The 25,031-nt window shown below is 30.4% G+C and carries 24 protein-coding genes; all 24 read left to right on the top strand.

All coding sequences use genetic code 11. The features are described from left to right. Positions 1-61: 61 nt before the first annotated feature. The 24 genes from ABF633_RS10860 to ABF633_RS10745 all read left to right on the top strand — a co-directional run bounded on the left by ABF633_RS10860 (position 62) and on the right by ABF633_RS10745 (position 24,975). On the top strand, positions 62-1,036 hold the full coding sequence (locus ABF633_RS10860) for an AI-2E family transporter (RefSeq protein WP_415523733.1): 975 nt from the start codon (positions 62-64) through the stop codon (positions 1,034-1,036). A 16-nt stretch (positions 1,037-1,052) separates the two neighbouring features. Continuing rightward, the gene (locus ABF633_RS10855) at positions 1,053-2,210 is read left to right on the top strand and encodes a 1-deoxy-D-xylulose-5-phosphate reductoisomerase (RefSeq protein ID WP_415523732.1); all 1,158 of its coding nucleotides are present in this window, start codon (positions 1,053-1,055) and stop codon (positions 2,208-2,210) included. A gap of 11 nt (positions 2,211-2,221) precedes the next feature. Continuing rightward, the gene (locus tag ABF633_RS10850) at positions 2,222-3,232 is read left to right on the top strand and encodes a M50 family metallopeptidase (RefSeq protein ID WP_415523731.1); all 1,011 of its coding nucleotides are present in this window, start codon (positions 2,222-2,224) and stop codon (positions 3,230-3,232) included. Between the two features lie 12 nt (positions 3,233-3,244). After that, the gene (ispG, locus tag ABF633_RS10845) at positions 3,245-4,297 is read left to right on the top strand and encodes a flavodoxin-dependent (E)-4-hydroxy-3-methylbut-2-enyl-diphosphate synthase (protein WP_415523730.1); all 1,053 of its coding nucleotides are present in this window, start codon (positions 3,245-3,247) and stop codon (positions 4,295-4,297) included. A gap of 280 nt (positions 4,298-4,577) precedes the next feature. Next, on the top strand, positions 4,578-5,048 hold the full coding sequence (gene rimP / locus ABF633_RS10840; RefSeq protein WP_415523729.1) for a ribosome maturation factor RimP: 471 nt from the start codon (positions 4,578-4,580) through the stop codon (positions 5,046-5,048). 6 nt (positions 5,049-5,054) lie between these two features. After that, positions 5,055-6,125, top strand: coding sequence for a transcription termination factor NusA (nusA, locus tag ABF633_RS10835; protein ID WP_415523728.1), 1,071 nt, complete (start codon positions 5,055-5,057; stop codon positions 6,123-6,125). A gap of 11 nt (positions 6,126-6,136) precedes the next feature. Further along, complete coding sequence (rnpM, locus tag ABF633_RS10830; RefSeq protein ID WP_415523727.1) at positions 6,137-6,409, top strand: RNase P modulator RnpM; 273 nt, start codon at positions 6,137-6,139, stop codon at positions 6,407-6,409. Further along, positions 6,396-6,707, top strand: a complete 312-nt coding sequence (locus tag ABF633_RS10825) for a ribosomal L7Ae/L30e/S12e/Gadd45 family protein (RefSeq protein ID WP_415523726.1) — start codon at positions 6,396-6,398, stop codon at positions 6,705-6,707. Before rnpM ends, ABF633_RS10825 begins: the two co-directional genes overlap by 14 nt. Positions 6,708-6,722: 15 nt before the next feature. After that, positions 6,723-8,813, top strand: a complete 2,091-nt coding sequence (gene infB / locus ABF633_RS10820; protein WP_415523724.1) for a translation initiation factor IF-2 — start codon at positions 6,723-6,725, stop codon at positions 8,811-8,813. An 18-nt stretch (positions 8,814-8,831) separates the two neighbouring features. Continuing rightward, the gene (gene rbfA, locus ABF633_RS10815; protein WP_415523723.1) at positions 8,832-9,194 is read left to right on the top strand and encodes a 30S ribosome-binding factor RbfA; all 363 of its coding nucleotides are present in this window, start codon (positions 8,832-8,834) and stop codon (positions 9,192-9,194) included. After that, positions 9,184-10,146, top strand: coding sequence for a DHH family phosphoesterase (locus ABF633_RS10810; RefSeq protein ID WP_415523722.1), 963 nt, complete (start codon positions 9,184-9,186; stop codon positions 10,144-10,146). Before rbfA ends, ABF633_RS10810 begins: the two co-directional genes overlap by 11 nt. Further along, entirely contained in the window at positions 10,146-11,015 is an 870-nt protein-coding gene (truB, locus tag ABF633_RS10805; RefSeq protein ID WP_415523721.1) for a tRNA pseudouridine(55) synthase TruB, read from the top strand. The genes ABF633_RS10810 and truB overlap by 1 nt, the downstream gene beginning before the upstream one ends. Positions 11,016-11,027: 12 nt before the next feature. Next, the gene (locus ABF633_RS10800; protein WP_415523720.1) at positions 11,028-11,960 is read left to right on the top strand and encodes a bifunctional riboflavin kinase/FAD synthetase; all 933 of its coding nucleotides are present in this window, start codon (positions 11,028-11,030) and stop codon (positions 11,958-11,960) included. 119 nt (positions 11,961-12,079) lie between these two features. Beyond that, positions 12,080-12,343: a 30S ribosomal protein S15 gene (gene rpsO, locus ABF633_RS10795; RefSeq protein WP_415523719.1), complete on the top strand. Its 264-nt coding sequence runs from the start codon at positions 12,080-12,082 to the stop codon at positions 12,341-12,343. A gap of 271 nt (positions 12,344-12,614) precedes the next feature. Next, complete coding sequence (locus ABF633_RS10790) at positions 12,615-14,729, top strand: polyribonucleotide nucleotidyltransferase (RefSeq protein WP_415523718.1); 2,115 nt, start codon at positions 12,615-12,617, stop codon at positions 14,727-14,729. Between the two features lie 278 nt (positions 14,730-15,007). Then, positions 15,008-15,292, top strand: a complete 285-nt coding sequence (locus ABF633_RS10785) for a YlmC/YmxH family sporulation protein (protein ID WP_415523717.1) — start codon at positions 15,008-15,010, stop codon at positions 15,290-15,292. Between the two features lie 69 nt (positions 15,293-15,361). Further along, the gene (locus ABF633_RS10780; RefSeq protein ID WP_415523716.1) at positions 15,362-16,057 is read left to right on the top strand and encodes a ClpP family protease; all 696 of its coding nucleotides are present in this window, start codon (positions 15,362-15,364) and stop codon (positions 16,055-16,057) included. Between the two features lie 101 nt (positions 16,058-16,158). Then, positions 16,159-18,396 carry a DNA translocase FtsK gene (locus tag ABF633_RS10775; protein WP_415523715.1) on the top strand — a complete coding sequence of 746 codons (2,238 nt, stop codon included), beginning with the start codon at positions 16,159-16,161 and terminating at the stop codon, positions 18,394-18,396. Positions 18,397-18,494: 98 nt separating this feature from the next. Continuing rightward, entirely contained in the window at positions 18,495-19,835 is a 1,341-nt protein-coding gene (rimO, locus tag ABF633_RS10770; protein WP_415523714.1) for a 30S ribosomal protein S12 methylthiotransferase RimO, read from the top strand. Continuing rightward, entirely contained in the window at positions 19,822-20,406 is a 585-nt protein-coding gene (pgsA, locus tag ABF633_RS10765; RefSeq protein WP_415523713.1) for a CDP-diacylglycerol--glycerol-3-phosphate 3-phosphatidyltransferase, read from the top strand. The genes rimO and pgsA overlap by 14 nt, the downstream gene beginning before the upstream one ends. Before the next feature lie 163 nt (positions 20,407-20,569). Continuing rightward, a complete protein-coding gene (recA, locus tag ABF633_RS10760; RefSeq protein WP_415523712.1) occupies positions 20,570-21,634 on the top strand; it encodes a recombinase RecA in 1,065 nt (354 codons plus the stop codon). A 294-nt stretch (positions 21,635-21,928) separates the two neighbouring features. Further along, positions 21,929-23,473, top strand: a complete 1,545-nt coding sequence (rny, locus tag ABF633_RS10755) for a ribonuclease Y (RefSeq protein WP_415523710.1) — start codon at positions 21,929-21,931, stop codon at positions 23,471-23,473. A gap of 170 nt (positions 23,474-23,643) precedes the next feature. Next, positions 23,644-23,904 carry a stage V sporulation protein S gene (locus tag ABF633_RS10750; protein WP_003442288.1) on the top strand — a complete coding sequence of 87 codons (261 nt, stop codon included), beginning with the start codon at positions 23,644-23,646 and terminating at the stop codon, positions 23,902-23,904. Positions 23,905-24,102: 198 nt separating this feature from the next. Beyond that, the gene (locus tag ABF633_RS10745; RefSeq protein ID WP_415523709.1) at positions 24,103-24,975 is read left to right on the top strand and encodes a decaprenyl-phosphate phosphoribosyltransferase; all 873 of its coding nucleotides are present in this window, start codon (positions 24,103-24,105) and stop codon (positions 24,973-24,975) included. The last annotated feature ends 56 nt before the right edge of the window (positions 24,976-25,031 follow it).

The raw sequence follows: 25,031 nt of genomic DNA, 5'->3' as shown, positions 1-25,031 counted from the left end.
GTGATGTAAAATACTGGGACATGTTTTCTTATTTCTATAGGTCTAGCAATAATGTGGAGATGTGAAATTGTACGAAAAATATAAAAAATTGATTAACTGCCTACTACTTTTGCTAATATTTATAATTGTCACAGTACTAATAAAAAATTATTTTAAACCATTTTTAAGCATTATAGCCTTATTAATATTTTCAACACCTGTTTATAATTTTATGTGTAAATATAAAGTGTTTAATAAGAGATTAAATGCAATTATAACAATTATATTAATAAATCTTTTGTTTTTTATACTGATAATTTATAGTGGTAATTTTGTATTTGAAAAGATTAGGTATTTATTTATTAATGTTTTTAACAATTTCACTCTGGATGATCTAGACAGCAAAATTGAGGTAATTAAATATTTTAAAATTCAGGACGTAATAGAAAACGCTAAGCTATCATTATTTCATAATTTTTATAGTGTGGTTATTCAAAAAGGGGCAATATACACTACTGATAGCATTTTATCCTATTTCGTTAGTACTATATCTGTTTACTTTATTTTAGTGGATAAATATGCTATAGTAAGAAGTACTGAAAAGTTAATAACAGCAGAAAAATTAATACTTATAAATAAAAAAATACAAGATATTAAAAAAATGATTTCTATTGAAGCTATACTGGTATTGCTTACTTCTATTCAAACAATTTTTGGCTTTGTTATTTTAGAAATTGATAGTGCTATTTTTTTAGGAATATTATGTGGTGCCTTAGATATATTGCCTTATGTTGGAACTATTTTAATATTTCTTCCATTAATAATTTATAAAATTTACTTAAAACAATACATAATAGCACTAGGATTAATATTTCTATATATTTTACTACAATTTAATCGACAAATAATGGAAACTAAGTTTATGAGCACAAAACTGCAAATACATCCATTGCTATTACTTCTTTCAATATATATAGGTGGAACGGTATTTGGAATAGTAGGTTTAATTATGGCACCAATATATGTTTTGACTGTAAGAGAAATCATTTTGTCATAGTGGGGAGAGATTTTTTTTGAAATATATTTCAATATTAGGAGCTACAGGCTCTGTAGGAATTCAAACTTTAGACGTTCTGAAAAATGATGGGGATAGCTTTAAATTATTAGCTGTGACAGCAAATAAAAATTATTCTAAAATAATAGAAATAATAAATGAATTTAGTCCTAAATTAGTAGCATTAATGGATAATGTTGCAGCTGAAAAGGTAAGGGAATATTGTATTGAACACAATAAAGATATTGAAGTTTTAACAGGGCTTAAGGGATTGATTTCTGCGGCAACTTTAAAAGAAGTGGATATAGTTGTAACTTCTGTAGTTGGAATGATAGGTCTTGTACCAACTGTTGAAGCTATAAAAGCAGGTAAGACTATCGCTTTAGCAAATAAGGAAACCTTGGTAGTTGGTGGAAGTATAGTTATAAATCAGGCTATTGAACATAAGGTGGATATATTACCCGTTGATTCAGAACATGGTGCAATATTTCAATGCATTAAGGGTAATAATAGTAGTGACATAAGCAAGATATTACTTACAGCTTCTGGAGGACCATTTAGGGGAAAAAGAAGAGATGAACTTACTAAAATAGTTCCAGAGGATGCCCTTAAACATCCAAAGTGGAATATGGGAAATAAAATTTCTATTGATTCAGCTACTTTAATGAACAAGGGACTGGAAGTAATTGAAGCGCATTGGTTATTCAATGTTCCATATGAAGATATTGAGGTAGTAGTGCATCCGCAGAGTATAATTCATTCAATGGTTCAATACTGCGATGGAACTGTACTTTCTCAAATGGCTGCTGCTGATATGAGACTTCCAATACAATATGCTTTGAATTACCCTAAGAGAGGTAAAAGGATAATAGATAAATTGGATTTCTACAGTTTAGACAAATTAAGTTTTGAAAAGCCTGATATGGATACTTTTGGTTGTTTAAAACTTGCTTATGAAGTTGGAAAAAAGGGAGGTAATTTACCTACAATTTTAAATGCCGCTAATGAGGTGGCCGTAGAATTGTTTTTAAAGAATAAAATTAATTTTCTTGGAATTGAAGATATTGTAGAGGACTCACTGGAAAAGTTTCAATACAGGAGAGATATAGATATAGATATTATTTTAGATACGGATATAAGAGTAAGAAGTTATGTAAATAAAAAATACAATGTTTAGGAGGGATATTTTTGTATTTTATAGCTGCAATAATTGCCTTTGGTGTGTTAATTTTAATACATGAACTTGGCCACTTCACATTGGCAAAACTCAATGGTGTAGTTGTGGAAGAATTTGCTATTGGTATGGGACCAAAGCTATTTGGCATTAAAGGAAAAGAAACTCAATATTCTATAAGGATATTACCTTTTGGTGGATATGTAAAAATGCTTGGAGATCAAGAAAAAAGTGATGCGCCAGGAGCATTTAATAATAAATCTCCACTTCAAAGACTCAGCATAGTAATTGCTGGACCGGTTATGAATCTTATATTGGCTATTATCCTATATTCTTTAATAGGTTCTTTAGGAGGCTTTCATTTACCTATTGTAGATAAAACTGTTCCAAGTAGTCCAGCTGAGACAGCAGGAATTAAGTCAGGAGATCAATTGATAAGTATAAATGGTTCTAGAATATTAACTTGGGAGGATTTTGCCGTAGGGGTAGGCCTTGCAAAGGATAAACCTATAAATTTAACAGTAAAACAAGGCGGTACGTTAAAGAAATATACACTGCAATCCATAGTAGATAAAGAAACCAAAACCCGTATAGTAGGAGTGTATCCTACTGCAATTACATCTCCAACAATTTTGCAATCCATTGGCTATGGCTTTAGGGAGACTGTATCCATGATAAAGCAAGTATTCCTTAGTTTTAAAATATTATTTACAGGTGGAGCTTCTATAAATGATGTAGGAGGTCCTGTTACAATAATAAAGATAACCCGTCAAGCGGCTATAGCTGGACTTATACCACTTTTAACCATAATAGCATTCCTTAGTTCACAATTGGGAATACTTAATTTAGTACCTTTTCCAGCTTTAGATGGCAGCTATGTTTTAGTATGCCTATATGAAATAGTAACAGGTAAAGCAGTAGATGAGAATAAAGTAAGTTTTATTAATACAATTGGATTTACTATATTAATGGCATTTATGGTGCTTATAATCATAAAGGATATAGTTTTCCCTGTTAATTTTTAGGAGTTGATACAAATGAAAAGAGTAGATACTAAGAGTGTTAAAGTTGGTAATATATATATAGGCGGTAATAATAAAATAACAGTTCAGTCTATGACAAATACAGATACTAGAAATATAGAAGACACGGTAAATCAAATTTTAAAACTAGAAGCTACTGGGTGTGACATAATAAGATGTGCCGTTCCAGATGAAGCAGCAAGTGAAGCTATAAAATCCATAGTTAATAAGATACACATACCACTAGTAGCCGATATACATTTTGATTATAGATTAGCCCTAAAATCAATAGAAAATGGTGTTTCTGCTCTTAGAATAAATCCTGGTAATATTGGTAGTGTAGATAAAATTGAAATGGTGGCTAAAGCTGCAAAAGAAAGAAGCATTCCCATTAGAATAGGGGTTAATTCTGGTTCTCTTGAAAAAGACTTATTAAGTAAATATAAAAAAGTATGTGCAGATGCACTGGTGGAAAGTGCTTTAAATCATGTTAATATACTTGAAAATTTAAATTTTGATGATATTGTAATATCCATAAAATCCTCTAATGTAATGATGATGATTGATAGTTACAGAAAAATATCAGAAAAAGTAAAATATCCACTACACGTAGGGGTAACAGAGGCAGGTACTATTTGGAGAGGAACTATAAAGTCCAGTATAGGTATAGGTACTCTTTTATGTGAAGGCATTGGAGATACTATAAGAGTCTCTCTAACTGGAGATCCTGTAGAAGAAATTAGGGTGGGAAAGGAAATATTAAAATCTATTGGATACCTTTCAAAGGGAATACAATTCATTTCCTGTCCAACTTGTGGTAGAACTCAAATAGATCTTATAAAAATTGCACAAGAGGTAGAAGATAAACTTCAGAATTGTGAGAAAGATATTAAGGTAGCCGTTATGGGATGCGTTGTAAATGGTCCTGGGGAAGCAAGAGAAGCTGATATTGGTATAGCAGGTGGCAAAGGAGAGGGACTTATATTTAAAAAAGGTAAAATTATAAAAAAGGTTAAGGAAGAATATCTTGTAGAGGAACTTATAAAGGAAATTGATAAGTTAGATTAAGTCATATTCAAAATTCTAATATTAATTTTTTTATTGAAATTAAGAATTTGTTGTGATAGAATGATTGGAGGTAATCTTTTACTTATAATTTTTGCAAAAGAGTGGGATAAAAGCCCGCTCTTTCTATTTGTAAGCGCAACTATAGTTGCGTTTTTCATTAATAGGGCTAAATTTTATCGTTGTTATATATACATAAAAAAATGAAATAGCACATCAGCTGTTTATGGGATAAATATATTATAGGAAAAATGCAAAAGATATTGGTAAGGAGGGAATTTAATTGGAAAATGAGGACTTAATCAATAATTTAATAAATTTGTTTAAACCTGTAGTTATGGAATTAGGTTATGAATTTTATCATTTGGAGTTTGTAAAAGAAGATGGAGAAAATTATCTTAGAGTATATATAGATAATAAAAATGGAATTGGTTTAAATGATTGTGAGAAAGTAAGTAGAAGAATAAGCGAAATTTTAGATGAAGAAGATCCCATACTAGATAGCTATTATTTAGAAGTATCTTCTCCAGGTATATTTAGAACTATTTTTACAGATGAACATTTAAATAAATATTTAAATTCAACTATTAGTCTGAATTTAAATAAATTGTATGAAGGAAAAAGAAAATTTGAAGGAAAACTTATTAAATTTAATTCAAATAACATTATAATTGATTATAAAAACATTGATTTGTCAATACCTAGAGATATTATTGATAAAATTATTTTAAAAGGGGAGCTTGAGGAGGTTTAAATAGAAATGAATGAAGAATTTATCAGTGCATTAAGGGAAATTGTCAAAGAGAAAGGTATAAGTGAGGATCTATTATTTTCTACAATTGAAGATGCATTAGTAGCAGCATACAAAAAGAATTATGCTAAAATAGCAGAAAATGCACACAATGTAAAAGTTACTATGGATAGGGAAAAGGGAGATATTCATGTTTATTCTCAAAAAACTGTTGTGGAGGAAGTTTTTGACGACATAAACGAGATATCTTTAGAAGAAGCAAAGCTTAAAAATCCTAGATATCAAATAGGAGATTTGGTTGATATAGAAGTTACACCAAAAACTTTTGGAAGGGTAGCAGCTCAATCTGCAAAGCAAGTTGTTGTGCAGAGAATCAAAGAAGCTGAAAGAAGTATAATATATAATGAGTTCTCCGAAAAAGAATTTGATATTATTACAGGAACTGTAATAAGAAAAGATAAGGGTAATGTACTTGTTGATCTTGGTAAAATTGAGGCTGTATTGAGTCCAAATGAACAAATACCTGGAGAGGATTATGTATACAATACAAGGATAAAATTATATATTGTTGAAGTAAAAAATACAACCAAAGGCGCTCAGGTAGTTGTTTCAAGAACTCATCCAGGGCTTGTAAAAAGATTGTTTGAATTAGAAGTCCCTGAAATCTATGAGGGTATAGTTGAAATAAAGTCAATATCAAGAGAGGCTGGCTCAAGAACTAAAATAGCAGTTTATTCCAATGATGAAAATGTAGATCCTATGGGAGCCTGTGTTGGAACTAAAGGAATCAGAGTTCAAAATATTGTTGATGAGCTTAGAAATGAAAAAATCGATATTATTAAGTGGAGCAAACTTCCAGAAGAATACATAGCAAATGCTTTAAGTCCAGCAAAGGTAATTGATGTTTCTATTGATGAAGATAATAAAAATGCTAAAGTTATTGTGGATGAAGGGCAGCTTTCATTAGCAATAGGCAAAGAGGGGCAAAATGTAAGACTTGCAGCTAAACTTACAGGTTGGAAAATAGACATTAAAAATAAAGCACAAGTTGAAAGTCTGAATAAATCTATTGAAGAATAGAGGTGTTTATTATGGTTATAAAAAAAATACCTAAAAGAATGTGTACTGGATGTATGGAAATGAAACCTAAAAAAGAACTGCTAAGAATTGTTAGAACTAAAGAAGGAGAGGTTTCAATAGATTTTACAGGTAAAAAGGCTGGCAGGGGCGCTTATATCTGTAAGAATATAGAGTGTTTCGAAAAGTCAGTAAGGGCAAAGAGGCTTTCAAAAAGTCTTGAAACAGATATTAGTGATGAAATCTATTCAAAACTAAAGGATGAGATTATAAATGGAGAAGGATAAATTTTTGAAATTTTTAGGTCTTGTGAAAAAGTCTGGAAGGCTAAGAGAAGGTTACAACAAATGCGAGGAAACAATAAAGGCTGGAAACTCAGAACTTGTAATAATTTCAGTAGATACATCTTTAAATACAAAGGACAAATTTAATACATACGCCAGTAGATTTCATACGGAAATTATTGAATATTTTACTAAGGAAGAACTAGGTGATGCTTTAGGAAGGCCGGAAATTAATATACTTTGTATTACTGATAAAAATATGAGTAAAAAACTTTTAGAGTTGTGGCAGAAAAAAATATAATCGGGGGTGACTGATTTGTCAAAAATAAGAGTTCATGAATTGGCAAAAGAGTTAGATATTTCTAGTAAGGATTTAATAAATTTACTTTTAGAGGAGTTTAGCATAGAAGTTAAGAATCATATGAGTACAATAGATGATGAAGATGCTGAACTTATAAAAGAATTTTTCGCTGATAATGATAAACGAGATTTTGCTGAGAGTGCTATAGAAAAAAAAGATAATATAGTGGAAGAATATGAAGAGATTTTAAATGACAGCATAAAGGAAGTAAAACACAAAAAGAATAAAAATAAGAAGTCAGAATATGAATCAGACAAAATTACTAATGAAGAAACAGCAGAAGATGAGATTATTATTGAGATAGATAAGACAATAACTGTAAAAGAACTCTCAGAGAAGATAGGAAGTCCAACGTCAGAAGTTATTAAACAATTAATGTTTATGGGAGTTATGGCAGCTATAAATCAGGAAATAGATTTTGAAACAGCTGAAAAATTATGTGAAAAATTTAATGTTATTGCCATGCTTAAAGAAGATAAGGATGATAATGAATTTGCCGAAATAGATAGTGAAGCAGATAATGATCTATTATTAGAAAAAAGACCACCAGTTGTTACCGTAATGGGTCATGTTGATCATGGTAAAACTTCCTTATTAGATGCTATAAGAAAAGCTAAAGTAACAGAGACAGAAGCTGGTGGAATTACTCAACACATTGGTGCCTATGTTGTTAACATAAATGGTGAAAGTATAACTTTTTTAGATACACCTGGTCATGAAGCTTTTACTGCCATGAGAGCCAGAGGTGCCCAAATTACAGACATAGTTATACTTGTAGTTGCTGCTGATGATGGTATAATGCCTCAAACTAAAGAAGCTATAAATCACTGCAAAGCTGCAAATGTACCAATAATTGTGGCTATAAATAAAATTGATAAACCAGGTGCTAATCCTGATAAAGTGAAACAGGAACTTACTGAACATGGTCTTGTTGCTGAAGATTGGGGTGGAGATGTAATATGTGTTCCAGTTTCAGCAAGAACTAAAGAAGGTATAGATAATTTACTTGAGATGATAGTATTAACAGCAGAAATTCAAGAATTAAAAGCAGATCCAAGCCGAAAAGCTAAAGGTGCTGTAATTGAATCTAAATTAGATAAAGGAAGAGGTCCAGTAGCTTCTCTTTTAGTGCAAAATGGTACTCTACATGTAGGAGATTCCATTTTAGTTGGTTCAACTTATGGAAGAATAAGGGCTATGTTTGACGACAATGGTAAAAAGATAAAAAAAGCAGGTCCTTCAATACCAGTTGAAATACTTGGTCTTTCAGAGGTACCATCTGCTGGAGATAAATTCAATGTAATCAGAGATGAAAAGACTGCAAGAACTATGTCAGAAAAGAGAAAAGAAAAACTTAGAACTGCTTCTTTAAACTCAAATCATAAAGTGTCCTTAGAAGATTTATATAGTCAAATACAAGAGGGAAAGGTTAAGGAGCTTAATATCATTATTAAGGCTGATGTGCAGGGATCAATTGAAGCCTTAAAACAATCCCTTGAAAAACTTTCTACAGAATCTGTAAAAGTAAGGGTTATTCATGGAGCTGTTGGGGCTATAACAGAAACAGATGTAACTCTTGCTAGTGCTTCAAATGCCATAATAATAGGCTTTAATGTAAGACCTGATACTAATGCAACTAATGCTGCTGAAAAAGAAGATGTAGACATAAAAACTTACAGAATAATATATAATGCTCTTGATGATATTAAAGCAGCAATGATAGGTATGCTTGAGCCAGAATTTAAAGAAGTTATAGTAGGTAAAGTGGAAATTAGGCAAGTATATAAAATATCCAGTATAGGAACTGTTGCAGGATGTTACGTACTTGATGGAAAAATTACAAGAAACAGCAACATTAGAATCATAAGAGAAGGTATAGTAATCCTTGAAGGAGAGCTTGGATCTCTTAAGAGATTTAAAGATGATGCTAAGGAAGTTGCTGCAGGTTATGAATGTGGTCTTACAATAGATAAATTTAATGACATAAAAGAAGGAGATATTCTTGAGGTATTCGCTATGGAAGAAATAAAGCCTAAAGAATTATAAGACAAAGGGGAGAGTTCTATGGTTAAATACAGAGGCGGAAGAATTAATGAAGAAGTAAAAAAGGCTGTCAGCAGTATTATTCAAAATGAAATAAAAGATCCAAGGCTTAATACACTTATAAGCGTTACTAAAGTGGAAGTTACTAAGGATTTAAGATATGCAAAGGTGTTTGTAAGTATACTTGGGGATGACAAGGTAAAGACTGAAAGTTTAAATATTCTCAAAAAAAGTGCAGGTTTTATAAGAAGAGAAGTTGGTCATAAAGTCAGTTTAAGATTGACACCAGAAATAATTATTGAACTTGATAATTCTATTGAACAGGGAATGCATATAGATTCTATTCTTGAAAAGCTAAAGGAGACCAGTAAAAATGATAATTGATGAAATTATTAATGTACTGATGAAAAGTAACAAAATTTTTGTTACTTTTCATCAATCTCCAGATGGTGATTCTTTAGGGAGTTCCTTGGCTTTGCTTAACGGACTTAGATCAATAAACAAGGATATATCTATAGTTAGTAAGGAGACTATACCTGAGACTTTTTCTTTTTTAAACTTCAGTAGTGAAATAGATGGCAGTGTTAAAAATGTACCCTCTAATGTAGACTGTTTAGTGGCACTTGATTGTGGAAATGTAGCTAGACTGAATTGTGATATAGATTTTAATAATAAAAAATTTACAGTAATAAATATAGATCACCATCTATCAAATGAACATTATGGAGATTTGAATTATGTAGATACCAAAGCAGCTTCTGTTGGAGAAATAATTTATGAATTGCTTACAAAAATGAACATAAATATAGATACTAAAATTGCTGAATGTATATATACGTCAATATTAACAGATACAGGCTCCTTTAGACATTCAAATACTACCTATAATACACATTTAATTGCTGGTAATTTAATAAATACTGGATTGGATTTTAGTTCTGTACATCGAAAAATATTTGATAACAAAAAATTTGAAATAATAAAACTTCAGGGTATGGTAATTGATAGCTTATATCTTGATAATACTAAAAGTATTTGTGTAATGAAACTTACTAAGAATATGTTTAGTAAAGTGGGAATTGAAGAATGTGATAGTGCTGAAGTTATCTCTATTGGATTAAGGATTGATAGTGTGGAAGCTGCTGTTCTCCTGAAGGAAACAGAAGATGGAGTTAAAGTTAGTCTAAGATCAAAGAATTACATTGATGTAAGAAAAGTAGCCGAAAAATTTGGCGGTGGTGGACATATAAGAGCTGCAGGCCTAAAAATAATAGATAGTAATATTGAAGAAGTGGAAAAAGTGATTGTAAAAGAACTAGAAAAAGAGTTGATATAATGGATGGTATACTTAATATATATAAAACTACTGGTATAACTTCTTTTGATGTGGTAAGAATGGTACGTAAATTAAGTAAAATGAAAAAGGTTGGACATACAGGTACATTGGATCCTTTAGCTACAGGTGTTTTACCTATTTGCCTTGGAAAGGCGACAAAACTTGTTGATTATATAATGGATGACTTTAAAGTATATGATACAATTTTAAAGCTTGGGTTTACTAGTGATACTTATGATAAAGAAGGTACAGTAACTAAAGTTAATGATGTGAATGTATCAGAAGAGAAGATACTTAATGTTATACATTCCTTTATAGGTGTTATAGATCAAGTCCCACCTATGTATTCAGCATTAAAAGTTGGTGGAAAAAGATTATATGACTTAGCAAGAAAAGGTATTGAAATAGAACGTGATAGTAGGAAAATAACTATATATGATATAGATATTACAGAAATTAAAATACCCTATGTACACTTTAAAGTTAAATGTTCTAAGGGAACATATATTAGAAGTCTCTGTAATGATATAGGTCTAAAGCTTGAATGTGGTGCCTTAATGTGGAGTTTGGAAAGAACAGCTACAGGTTCTTTTACAAAGGAAAATTCTATTAGTATAGAGGATTTAACTGAAGACAATTTAGAGAATCATTTGATTTCCATGGATACCGCTTTGCAAAGGTATAAAGAAATATATTTTAATGAGGATTTAGAGAAACTACTTATAAATGGTGTTACAATTAAAAATTCTTTATTAATAAGTAATATTCCAGATAAAGAATTGTGCAGAATCTATCTAAAAAATAAAAAATTTATTGGCATAGGTATGAAAAATGAAGTTGGATTTAAAATGGTTAAATTATTAACTTAGGAGTAATTTATTATGATTGTTTTACAGGATAATTTCAAAACAAAATTAAAATATAATACTTTTATAGCATTAGGTAGCTTTGATGGCCTTCACAAAGGACATATGACATTGATTAATAAAGTATTGGAACTATCTAAGTTAAGCAATAATGTTAAAAGTATGGTAAATACTTTTGAAAACCATCCCTTAACTGTAATTGATAGAAATAAAGTTCCAAAACTTATAATGGATAATAATACTAAAGCTGAAATTTTAGAAGAATTAGGTATAGATATAGTCAATTTTGCTTCATTCAATGAGGAAATGATGAAAATGTCTCCTGAGGATTTTATAGTTAATATGATTAAATGCTATAATCCTATAGGGCTTGTAGTTGGTTTTAATTACAAATTTGGTCATAGAAATCTTGGAGATATTAAATTGCTTCAGAAATTAAGTGAAAAGTATAATTTTAAATTGTATATAATAAACCCCATTGAATATAATGAAGCTGTAATTAGCAGTACTAGAATACGAGATACCATTAGCCATGGTAAAATAGAGGATGCAAATAATATGTTATTAAAGCCATATATGCTTAAAGGAAAAGTAATATATGGTAAACAATTGGGAAGAACTATTGGTTTTCCTACAGCAAATTTAGAATACAACAAAGACTTTGCCATTCCCAAAAGAGGAGTTTATTATACTTTAGTTAAATATGAAGGAAAAATGTATAAAGGTATAACTAATATAGGTACAAATCCAACTGTTGGTATAAATGAATTAACTATAGAGACTTATATATTAGATTTTAATGCTGATATATATAATAAAAATATAAAAGTATATTTTATAAATAGAATAAGAGATGAAGAAAAATTTAATTCACTAGAAGAACTTAAAAAACAGCTAGAAAAAGATAAAAAATTTGCAAAATTGAGAAATTTTGAAATTAAATTGTAAAAATACATTTACAATTTAATTTCAATTTGATATAATTTAGTGTAGTAACCTTTTTCTAAGATTATTGATTGACCGACGATATTCTTGGAATAAGGGGATAATATTTTGGAGGTGTCAAAATGGATAAATTGACAAAAGAATCTATTATTAAAGAACATAGCAGACATGAAGGGGATACTGGTTCTCCAGAAGTTCAAATAGCTCTACTAACTGAAAAGATAAATCACTTAAATGAGCATTTGAAAATTCATAAAAAAGATTTCCATTCAAGAAGAGGTCTTCTGATGATGGTAGGTCAAAGAAGAGGTCTTCTAAATTACTTAACTAAGAAAGATATTGAAAGATATCGTTCTATTATTAAAAAACTTGGATTGAGAAAATAATCTAATAGAGCGGTTTAAACCGCTCTATTATTTTAGTGCTATGAGCATTTTAAGAAAATAATAGTGGTCAGTATTGGTTTATTTTGTGTTATACTGTGTTTGTAGAATGCTTTCATGGCATTATTACATAAGCTTTCATACATGATACAAGATATTCAGGGTGTACTTCTCATGTATTGTTTATTTTCCAGTGTTTTGGTACATATAAAATTTTGATTATTACAATAATATATAATATAATACATTGCTATTTATTAAAGGAGGTAGATGTATGAATCACGTACTTGAAGCTACCATTGCAGGCAGAAAAATGAAGGTGGAGTTTGGTAAAATAGGTATGCTCTCAGATTGTGCCATTTTTATGAGTTATGGAGAAACTGTTATTTTAGTAAATGTCAATGCTTCAGAATCCCCTAGAGATGGTATAGATTTCTTTCCATTAAGTGTTGAATATGAGGAAAGATTGTACTCTGTAGGAAAAATACCTGGAGGTTTTATAAAAAGAGAAGGAAGACCGTCAGAAAAAGCTATATTACATGCTAGGGCAATAGACAGACCATTAAGACCACTTTTCCCTAAAGGTTATAGAAATGATGTTCAAATTGTGTGTACAGTAGTATCTGTTGAGCAAGATAATGTGCCAGATATATTGGCTATGAACGGTGCATCAATGGCACTATGTTTATCAAGTATTCCTTTTACAACACCTGTTGCTACTGTATCAGTAGGTATGATTGAGAATGAATTTATATTAAATCCAACTGATCAGCAGAGAAAAGAGAGTATATTAAATTTAACTGTATGTGCAACAAAAGAAAGAGTCATGATGATTGAGGCAGGCGGAGATGAAATACCTGAAGATGTTATGATTAATGCTATAGATTTTGCATTTAATGCCTGCCAGGAAATTGTAGGTTTTCAGGAAGAAGCAATGAAACAATTTGGAAAAGAAAAAATTGAGCCTAAATTGCACAAAGCTGACGAAGCTATGGAAGCGGATATAAAAAACTTTGCCTTTGATATGTTAAAAGAAGCTATGTATATCACTGATAGAGATAAAAGAAGCGAAGTGTTAAAGGGCATAAATGAAAAGCTCCAAGAGGAGTTTAGCGAAAAATATCCAGATAATACTGCTGAAATAGGTGAAGTTGTATATTCAATACAAAAGGGAATTGTCAGAAATATGCTGTTGCATGAAAATAGAAGACCTGATGGAAGAGGTTTTGATGAAATAAGAAAAATCAGCTGTGACGTAGGTATATTACCAAGAACTCACGGAACTGGTTTATTCACAAGAGGACTAACTCAAGTTATGACTGTAGCTACTATAGGTGCACTTGGGGATGTTCAAATATTAGATGGTCTTGGAACAGAGGAATCAAAAAGATATATGCATCACTATAATTTCCCATCTTATTCCACAGGCGAAGTTAAGCCTTTAAGAGGACCTGGGAGAAGAGAAATCGGCCATGGAGCTCTGGCAGAAAAAGCCTTAGAACCTCTTATTCCTTCAGAAGAAGAATTTCCTTATACTATAAGATTAGTTTCAGAAGTTTTAAGTTCAAATGGATCAACTTCCCAAGCTAGTGTTTGCGGAAGCACTTTAGCTCTTTTAGATGCTGGGGTTCCAATAAAAAGACCGGCAGCTGGTATAGCTATGGGGCTTATAACTAGCGAGGATTTATCAGAAGAAAAGGTCATTACAGATATACAGGGACTTGAAGATTTCTTTGGTGATATGGATTTTAAAGTGGCTGGTACAGAAAAAGGAATAACATCTATTCAAGTAGACACAAAGATTCATGGACTTTCAAAGTACTGTATAGAGCAGGCCATAACTGGTGCAAGAAAGGCTAGACTTACAATACTTGAAAAAATAAATGATTGTATTCCAGAAGCTAGAAAGGAATTATCTCCTTATGCTCCAAGAGCTTATACTATAAATATACATCCTGATAAAATTAGAGATGTTATTGGTGCTGGTGGAAAGACTATCAATAAGATTATAGCTGAAACTGGCGTGAAAATTGACATTAATAATGACGGAAAGGTTTTTGTTATGTCAAATGATGGTGAAAGTGCCAATAAAGCACTTAAGATGATAGATGACTTAACTAGGGATGTAAAGCCTGGAGATATATATTTGGGTAAAGTCACTAAAACAACTAATTTTGGGGCTTTTGTAGAAATATTGCCTGGCAAAGAAGGCCTTGTCCATATTTCAAAACTAGATGTAAGTAGAGTAAATAAGGTAGAAGATATAGTATCTACAGGGGATGAAATATTAGTAAAAGTAACTGAAATAGATAATCAGGGAAGAATTAATCTTTCAAGAAAAGATGCTATAGCAGAATCTAAACCTGAAGAAGCTAAAGATGAACAGTGAAAATAGAAGGGCAGCATTGCCTTTTTATTTTTGTCCGATGACTAGCCACTCTAATACTCCTACCGCTTTTCGTAAAGTTGGAGTAAAGAGTGGCTATGTCCCTGGATAACGAGTTCTAAGTATCAAAAATACTGATACTAAGAACTCTGTTTATACAAGTTTTTAATAAATTATTTTTTTAAATCAATTTATATTGTAATTACTTCTTTAAAATAATCATAGCTTTTATATATAGGATATAGATTCTATAAAAATTTTATATTTATGAGGTGATTATTTTGAATAATGATTTAAATAATATTAAACTATATAGTGAAATTGAAAAATATGAAATTATCAATGTAAATGATGGTGAAAAATATGCTGCTCTTTCAAACAATGATATAATAATAGATGATGATGGGAATATGAAATTATTGATCCTAAATGAGAATAGATCTGGTTTAAGCTTTTTTAATAAAAGTGATTTTTTAGAAGTTTCCTGGCAATATGTAAAAAAAATAGGAACTAGGACTATAATAATAGATGTAGAGGATAATGATTTAAAAAAATCTCAATTATAATATTATATTAAATAATGTATACATTTCAGTCTATATGTACAAAATATTTATAGACTGGGAGTGATATTTATGAGCAAGACTAAAGATAAGAAAAATGAAAAAAAAGAGAATAATGAACAGCTTGAAGATGTAAAAGAGTTAGGGGTTAATGATTTACCGGAAGAAGACGAAAGAATATATGTATTACCTATAATAGGTCAAGTTGAAGGCCATACAGTTCTTTCTCCTCAAACTAAAACAACTAAATATGAACATGTAATACCTCAATTGGTTTCAATAGAGCGAAGTAAAACTATAGAAGGGGTATTAATTGTCTTAAATACTGTGGGTGGCGATGTTGAGGCAGGTCTTGCTATAGCCGAAATGATTAGAAGTTTGAGTAAGCCTACTGTTTCATTGGTTATTGGAGGAGGTCATTCTATTGGCGTTCCATTAGCTACTGCTGCAGATTATTCTTTTATATCTCCAAGTGCAACAATGATTATTCATCCAATAAGAATGAATGGTCTTATAATTGGAGTGCCTCAAACCTTTGAATATTTTAATAAGATGCAGCAGAGAATAATTGAATTTATTGCAAGAACTTCAAAAATAGATAAAGATACCATTAAAAAATTAATGATCCAGAGTGATGAATTATTAAACGATATGGGGACTATACTTATTGGAAATCAGGCAGTAGACTATGGACTAATAGATGATATTGGTGGTATAAAAGAAGCATTAGAAAAATTAGAACAAATGATTCAAAAACAACAACCATAGGCACTTTTCCTATGGTTAATTTATTTATTTTCAAAATAATATTTATTAGATAAAAAGGATATTTGCCATAAATGTAGAATAAACAATTGGAGGTGAATTCATTGCCAAGGAGAAGAAATGTAAAAAATAATACTTCAAATGAAAATTCAACTTTAAACAGCGATATTGCAGGTGTTGTATTAATATGCTTCGGTATATTTATAGTATTCAGTCTCTTTTTCACTAATACAAGTGGTATATTGGGACAGGGAATGAGAAAATTATTATTTACTATAATAGGTATAGGTTCCTACGTTTTTCCCTTTATCTTAATAATAATCGGTATAGGTTATATGGTTAAAAGAGGAAATATAGGATATAATAAAAAGTTTTTTGGAATCATTCTTTTTATAATAAATACTCTTCTTATTATTACAATGATAAATTTAAATGATTATTATATTAATGGACAAGTTTTGGAAGGTGTTAAAAAAATATATAATACTGATAACACAATCCATGGTGGAGTAATTTCTTATATGATAGATATTCCAATATTAAAATTATTTGGTAAAGGATGTTATGTGTTATTCTTCTGCATTTACATAGTTTCTTTTGTACTTATATCAAAAAAATCATTGGGAGATGCTTTAAAAAAAACTCTTCTCATCCTTAAGAATAATAAAAGAAATAGTTCTGATAGAGTGGAAGAATACAATATTGTAGAAGAAGATAATGATAATATTGTAAAAGGTGCTTTAAATAAGATAAAAGTTATGGATTTTTTAAAAAATGCCTCTCCTGTAAATGAAAATAAGTCTATTTCTGAATCTGAAATTGAAATAAAGGATAGTAATGATAAAAAAGATCCTGCAAAGGATATAAGTGAAGAACTTGAAAAAGAAATTGAAGACAATTCAATTCAAAGTATTAATGGTGATTATGAGCTTCCAACCATAGATTTTCTAAAGGAAAATGAACTTAGTAAATTAAAGAGAAGTGATAAAAAAGAGCTTCTAACAAGTGCAACAAAATTAACAGATACTTTAAATAGTTTTGGGGTAGATGCAAAAGTAATTCAAGTTACAAAAGGACCGTCTGTAACTAGATACGAGCTTCAGCCAAGCGCAGGAGTGAAGGTAAGTAAAATAGTGAATTTAGCTGATGATATAGCTCTAAATTTAGCTTCTGCTGGTGTGAGAATAGAGGCTCCAATTCCTGGAAAAGCAGCTATAGGAATAGAAGTTCCCAATAAGGACTTAACCCCTGTATGTTTACGTGAAGTTATAGAATCAGAGGCCTTTATCAATACAAAATACAAATTGGCCTTTTGTCTTGGTAAGGATATAGGTGGAAATTGTGTTGTATCAGATTTAAGTAAAATGCCTCACATGCTTATTGCAGGTGCTACTGGCTCAGGTAAAAGTGTATGTATTAATACTCTAATCATAAGTATTTTATATAAATACCTGCCAGATGATGTTAAATTACTTATGATTGATCCAAAAGTAGTTGAGCTTAGTATATATAATGGTATACCACATCTTTTGATTCCTGTAGTAACTAATCCCAAAAAGGCAGCAGGTGCCCTAAGCTGGGCTGTAAATGAAATGACAAGAAGATATAAAATATTTGCTGATAATAGTGTGAGAAATATTGAGGGATATAATGAATTATTTTATAAGGGTAGAATAGATAATAAATTGCCCTGGGTGGTTATAATAATTGATGAGCTTGCAGATTTAATGATGGTATGTCCAAATGATGTAGAAGATTACATAGGAAGGTTAGCTCAAATGGCTAGAGCAGCGGGAATGCATCTAGTTATTGCAACTCAAAGACCTTCTGTAGATGTTATTACAGGAGTAATAAAAGCAAATATTCCTTCCAGAATATCTTTTGCGGTATCCAGTCAAATAGACTCCAGGACAATACTTGATACAGCTGGAGCTGAAAAACTTTTAGGTAAAGGTGATATGTTATTCTATCCAGTAGGGGAATCTAAACCCTTAAGAATACAAGGAGCCTTTATATCTGAGGAAGAAGTTGAAAAAGTTGTAGACTTTATTAAAAATCAAAATCCAAAATCTGAATATAGAGAAGAAATAATTGAGGAAATAAATAATAACGCATCAGATTCTAAATCATCAGATGAAGATGAATTATTAAATGAAGCCATAAAAATTGTAGTGGAAGCAGATCAAGCCTCCACATCATTAATACAGAGAAAACTGAGAATAGGATATAATAGAGCTGCTAGAATTGTTGAACAACTAGAAGAGAAGGGGATTATATCAAAAAGAGATGGAAGTAAGCCTAGGAATATTTTAGTAACTAAAGAGGAAATAGGGAATTTATAATATTTCCCAGGTAATATTTGTAATAAAAATTTCTCTTGTGAAATTAAATTTTTAGCTATAAAATGAGTAGTGTTGATAATTACGTAGGAGGATTTCATGTGAATAAATTAAATTTTGGACTGATAAGCTTAGGCTGCGATAAAAATAGAATTGATTCAGAGACTATACTTGGGGATATTAAAGACAATTATGAAATAGTAAATGATCCTAAAAAAGCTGATATAATTTTGGTAAATACTTGTGGCTTTATTGAAGCATCAAAGCAAGAATCTATAGACACTATTTTAGAAATGGCAGAATATAAAAATAAATATAATTGCAAAATGCTTATAGCTACTGGATGCTTAACACAAAGATACGGGAATGAATTATTAAATTTAATGCCTGAATTAGATTTAATTCTTGGGGTAAATGATTATAATGAACTTAATCAGGCTATTAGAAATTTTTTTAATGATGGTGGAAAAAAACAAAGTTTATGTAATTATAGTGATGAAAATATAAATGAGGGAAAAAGAATTGTAACTACTGGATCATTTAGTGCTTATGTACGAATATCTGAAGGTTGTAATAATTCCTGCTCCTATTGTATAATTCCTAAAATTAGAGGAAAATATAGAAGCAGAACTATGGAAGATATTATTGAGGAATGTATTGAACTGGGTGCACAGGGTATTAAAGAAATAATACTTGTAGCTCAGGATACTACAAGATATGGATTGGATATTTACAATAGAAAAATGCTTCCTGAACTTCTTAGAAAAATTGGTGAAATTAAATCTATTCAATGGATAAGAATACTCTATTGCTATCCTGAAGAAATAACAGATGAATTAGTAGCTGAAATTTCTACCAACGACAAAGTATGTAAATATATAGATATACCAATACAGCATATTAGCAATAATGTACTTACAAAAATGAAAAGACATACAAAAAAAGAAGAGATAACTAAGTCAATATTAAATTTAAAAAATAGAATAAAAAATATATGCCTAAGAACATCAATAATTGTAGGCTTTCCAGGGGAAACAGAGGAAGACTTTGAGGAATTAAAGGAATTTATTAAATACATTAAATTTGATAAATTAGGAGTTTTCATGTACTCAAGAGAAGAAGAAACGGAAGCTTTTTATATGGCAAATCAAATAGATGAAGATGTAAAGAAACAGAGACAGGAAGAATTAATGCTAATTCAACAGCAAATATCAAAGAATTTAAATAAGGCAAAAATTGGTAGAGTATATAAGGCCATTATAGAGGGAAAAAATGATAATGACTTTTGGTATGGAAGAAATTATGAAATGGCTCCGGAAATAGATGGTGAAATTTTTTTCAAATGTGATAAAATATTAAATATAGGTAATTTTATTAACGTAAAAATTATAGACAGTCTAGAATATGATTTAATAGGGGTTGTATGTGATGAATCTTGCTAATAAACTAACTGTAATAAGAATAATCTTAGTTCCTGTTTTTTTGATTTTTATTGCTGTGAGAGGCATTCCTTATGGTAGAAGTATTGCCACTACTATTTTTATTATAGCTGCTCTTACAGATAAATTAGATGGCTATATAGCTCGAAGCAGAAATCAAATAACACGTTTTGGAAAATTAATGGATCCTTTAGCAGATAAGCTCTTAGTATCTGCTGCTTTAGTATCTCTAGTAGAATTTCATATACTAAGCAGCTTTATTGCTATTATAATAATTGCAAGGGAGTTTGCAGTTACTGGACTTAGATCAATTGCTGCTGCAGAAGGCGTTGTATTAGCTGCTAGTTGGTGGGGAAAAATAAAAACTGTTATACAAATTGTTGCTATTGTATGTGCGCTGATAAATTTAAATATACGCCATATTAGTTTTCTACATAATTATTTCCCTGTGGATTTGGTATCATTATTTGAGCACCTAACTAATATAACTATGTTTTTAGCTGTTATAATTACTATAATTTCTGGTATAGACTATTTTGTAAAAAATCGAGAAATTATAAGATCAGATAAATGAATAAAAAAATTGATTGTGTCCATAATTTTACTATAAATAAAGTTCCTGTTTTTTACAGGAACTTTATTTATAGTATTGACCTTGTGTAAAATTTATTATATAATTGAATCAGAACAAATGTTCGATGCGAATGAAAGGTTGGTGAACCCCTTAGGGGATTTATATGGATAATGAAAAATTTAAAGCACTAGAAGCTGCCTTAGGACAAATTGAAAAACAATTTGGTAAAGGCTCTATTATGAAACTTGGAGAACATAGTGTGTTGGATGTAGATTCAATATCAACGGGTTGTTTATCTTTAGATATAGCATTGGGAATAGGCGGAGTACCAAGAGGTAGAATTATAGAAATATATGGCCCTGAATCCTCTGGTAAAACTACAGTAGCCCTTCATATTATAGCAGAAGCTCAAAGATCAGAAGGTACTGCTGCTTTTATTGATGCTGAACATGCTTTAGATCCTGCTTATGCAAGAAGACTTGGTGTGGATACGGAAAATTTAATAGTTTCACAGCCAGATACTGGAGAGCAAGCTCTAGAAATAGCTGAAGCCCTTGTAAGGTCTAATGCAATAGATGTAATAGTAGTAGATTCTGTTGCAGCTTTAGTTCCTAAAGCTGAAATAGAAGGTGAAATGGGAGATTCACATGTTGGTCTTCAGGCAAGACTTATGTCTCAAGCCCTTAGAAAGCTTGCAGGAGCTATAAACAAATCAAAATGTGTAGTTGTATTTATAAATCAATTAAGAGAAAAAGTTGGAATTATGTTTGGAAATCCAGAGACAACTCCCGGTGGAAGAGCTTTAAAATTCTATGCTTCAGTGAGAATGGACATTAGAAGAATAGATTCTATAAAGCAGGGTGATGAAATAATTGGTAATAGAACTAGAGTAAAAGTAATAAAAAATAAAATAGCGCCTCCATTTAAGCAGGCTGAATTTGATATAATGTATAATGAGGGAATTTCAAAAGAAGGAAATATCGTTGATGTTGGAGTTAAAGAAGAAATAATTCAAAAAAGTGGTGCTTGGTTCTCCTATGGAGAGGTAAGACTTGGTCAAGGTAGAGAAAATGCTAAACAGTATTTAAAAGAAAATCCAGATATAGAAATTGAAATAGAAACTAAAATAAGAGAAAAAAATGAGCTGCCTATAAAAAAATCAAAGTCTGTTACTGATGATGATACAGATGAAAAGCTGGAAAAGGATAAAAAATTATCTAAAGCTTAACACTATAAAGTGTATAATTTTTATTCATATTAAATATAATAAAAGCACTATAAAAATTATTAAAATAATTTTTATAGTGCTAATTTTAAGCAATAATTTAATTTTATTTAAAATTAACATAGTTGAATTTTATAAACTTGACAGCAATCTTAAATTAATATACAATTAATTTAAATACAAATACTGGTTTAGCATATTCAAATGATTGCCAATTGAATAAATATGACACCTTTTCAAAGCTTTCATTCTTACAATTTTATGAAGCTATATAAGCAAAGGAGGTGTTTTACGGCAATGGGACTTATTAATTATTGGATGATAATTGTCGTTGTACTGGTAATTCTGGTGGTTATAATTGAACTTTATATTAGAAAAAAATATTCTTGGGCTAAAATATCTAAAGCTGAAGAAGATGCAAAAAATATAAGGGATGAGGCTAGCAGAGAAGCTGAATCGATGAAAAAAGAGTCCATTTTAGAAGCAAAGGATGAAGTTCACAAGCTCAGAGTTGATTTTGAAAAAGAATCACGAGAGCGAAGATCTGAAATCCAGAGATTAGAAAGAAGAAATATTCAAAGAGAAGAAGCTCTAGATAAAAAGAGTGAACTAATTGAGAAAAAAGAAGATAATTTAAACGCACGTGAAAGTGCAATGGAAGAAAAGGAAAAGAGCATTGAAGAATTATATCAAAACCAAAGGAAAGAAATTGAGAGACTTTCAAATCTAAGTTCTGAAGAAGCAAAGGAATTGTTACTTGAAGAAGTTCGTAAAGAAATAAAACATGAATCAGCAGTTATGATTAAGGAAATGGAAACAAGAGCTAAAGAAGAAGCCGATAAAAAGGCTAGAGAAATTATAACTTGTGCAATACAGAGATGTGCTGCAGATCATGTAGCAGAGTCAACAGTTTATGTTGTGTCTTTACCTAATGATGAGATGAAAGGTCGAATAATTGGAAGAGAAGGTCGAAATATTAGGGCCTTGGAAACCCTTACAGGAATTGATTTAATAATCGATGATACACCAGAAGCAGTCATACTTTCTGGCTTTGATCCTATAAGAAGAGAAGTTGCAAGGATAGCCTTAGAAAAATTAATATTGGATGGTAGAATTCATCCTGCTAGGATTGAAGAAATGGTTGAAAAAGCTAAAAAAGAAGTAGAGAGCAATATAAAAGAAGAAGGCGAGCAAGCCACTTTCGAAACTGGTGTTCACGGTTTACATGCAGAACTTATAAGACTTTTAGGAAGATTAAAGTACAGAACAAGTTATGGCCAGAATGTTTTAAAGCATTCTGTAGAAGTATCGTACTTAGCTGGATTTATGGCATCTGAACTTGGTATAGATCCAACCCTTGCAAAAAGAGCAGGTTTACTACATGACATAGGAAAAGCAGTAGATCATGAAATAGAAGGGCCTCACGCTTTAATTGGCTCTGAAATAGCAAAGAAGCATCATGAATCTTCTGTTATAGTAAATGCAATTGGGGCTCACCATGGTGATATAGATCCTCAATCACTTGAAGCTATACTTGTTCAAGCAGCAGATGCTATATCTGCTGCAAGGCCTGGTGCAAGACGAGAAACTTTAGAAGCATATATAAAACGTTTGGAGAAGTTAGAAGAAATTTCAAACTCATACGAAGGTGTAGAAAAGTCATATGCCATTCAGGCTGGAAGAGAAATTAGAATAATGGTTAAACCAGAAAGTGTTGATGATGCAGGAGCATCAGAAATGGCAAGGAATATTGTTAAGAGAATAGAAAGTGAATTAGAGTATCCTGGTCAAATTAAAATTAATGTAATAAGAGAAACTCGAGCAGTAGAATATGCAAAATAAATATATATTATTATTTTCCTCTATATTTATAGAGGAAAATTTTGGCTGTAATAAAAATTCCTTTAATTTTTGTAAAAATTAAAGGAATTTTTTATACCATGTAGAATAATATACCTATAGGTTTGAATATCTAAAATTACTATTTTTAATTGAACTTTAGGAGGGTTATTATGGAAGTATTAAAAGTTTCAGCAAAATCAAGTCCAAATTCAGTAGCAGGCGCTCTAGCAGGGGTACTAAGAGAAAGAGGAGCTGCAGAAATACAAGCTATCGGAGCTGGTGCAATAAATCAAGCTATCAAAGCCATAGCTATTGCAAGAGGTTTCGTAGCTCCCAGTGGAATAGATTTAGTATGTATACCAGCCTTCACGGATATTGAAATAGATGGTGAAGAAAGAACAGCCATAAAGCTTATTGTGCAACCTAGATAGGGGAAGTTTAAGTTTTTTTATTGAATATTTTAACAAAAGGGCTTGGTATTATTCTTCAAGTCCTTTTATTTATTTATTAAATATGTTAAATTATAAATTGCATGTATTTGAGGCAGCTTCAAAAAATAACTAGCCAATATGCTGGCGTATTTTCTGCTTATTCATTTTTATATGCCTAATAATTCTTGGAGGTAACCAATGATTAACTTAAATTTTCAGCAGATATTCAAACTTATGCGACCTAAACAATGGATAAAGAACTTTTTTGTCTTTGCAGCAATGATATTTTCTGGCAAATTTATCAATACACATATATTTATAATAAATATTTTTGTTTTTGCAATGTTTTGTTTAGTATCTTCCTGTGTATATATATTAAACGATTTGGTGGATGTAAATAAAGATAAACAACATCCTGAAAAGAAAAATAGGCCTATTGCCAGTGGAAAAGTGACGAAATTACAGGCACTAATAGTAGAGATTATTCTGCTTATTTTGGTCTTTACTATATGCTATAAAATAGATTCAAAATTATTAATCGTATTTTCACTTTATTTTATCATTAATATATTATATTCTTTTAAATTAAAAAATATAGTTATAATAGATGTTATGATAATAACTTTTGGATTTGTACTTAGAGTTGAAAGCGGCAGTGTTGCAACTAATGTACAGTTATCTCCATGGATGATTTTATGTACAATTTTGATTTCCTTGTTTATGGCACTTAACAAAAGGAAAAGTGAAATTATAACATTAAAAGATAAAAGCGGTGATCATCGAAAGATATTAGATGAATATTCAGTGGATCTCATAGAAAATATGCTCACTATAGTAACTCCAAGTATTCTCATTGCCTATTGTCTTTATACCTTCAGTTCTATACAAAGTAGAACAATGATGCTTACAATTCCATTTGTACTCTATGGAATATTTAGATATCAATATTTGATGATGAAACGCAATATAGGAGGAAAGCCAGAAGATGTTTTTCAAAAGGATATACCATTTCTGCTTAATGTAATATTGTGGGGAATTACCGTTATATCAATTATATATTTTAAATTATAAGTTTATCCGATGACTACCATCCGTAATACTCCCATCGCACACAGCGAAAGCGATTC

Origin of the sequence: Clostridium sp. (assembly GCF_047718555.1) — a bacterium.
GTDB lineage: Bacteria > Bacillota > Clostridia > Clostridiales > Clostridiaceae > Clostridium_I.
The sequence above is the reverse complement of the archived record's forward strand: the minus strand, read 5'-3'. Positions and strand labels throughout refer to the sequence as shown.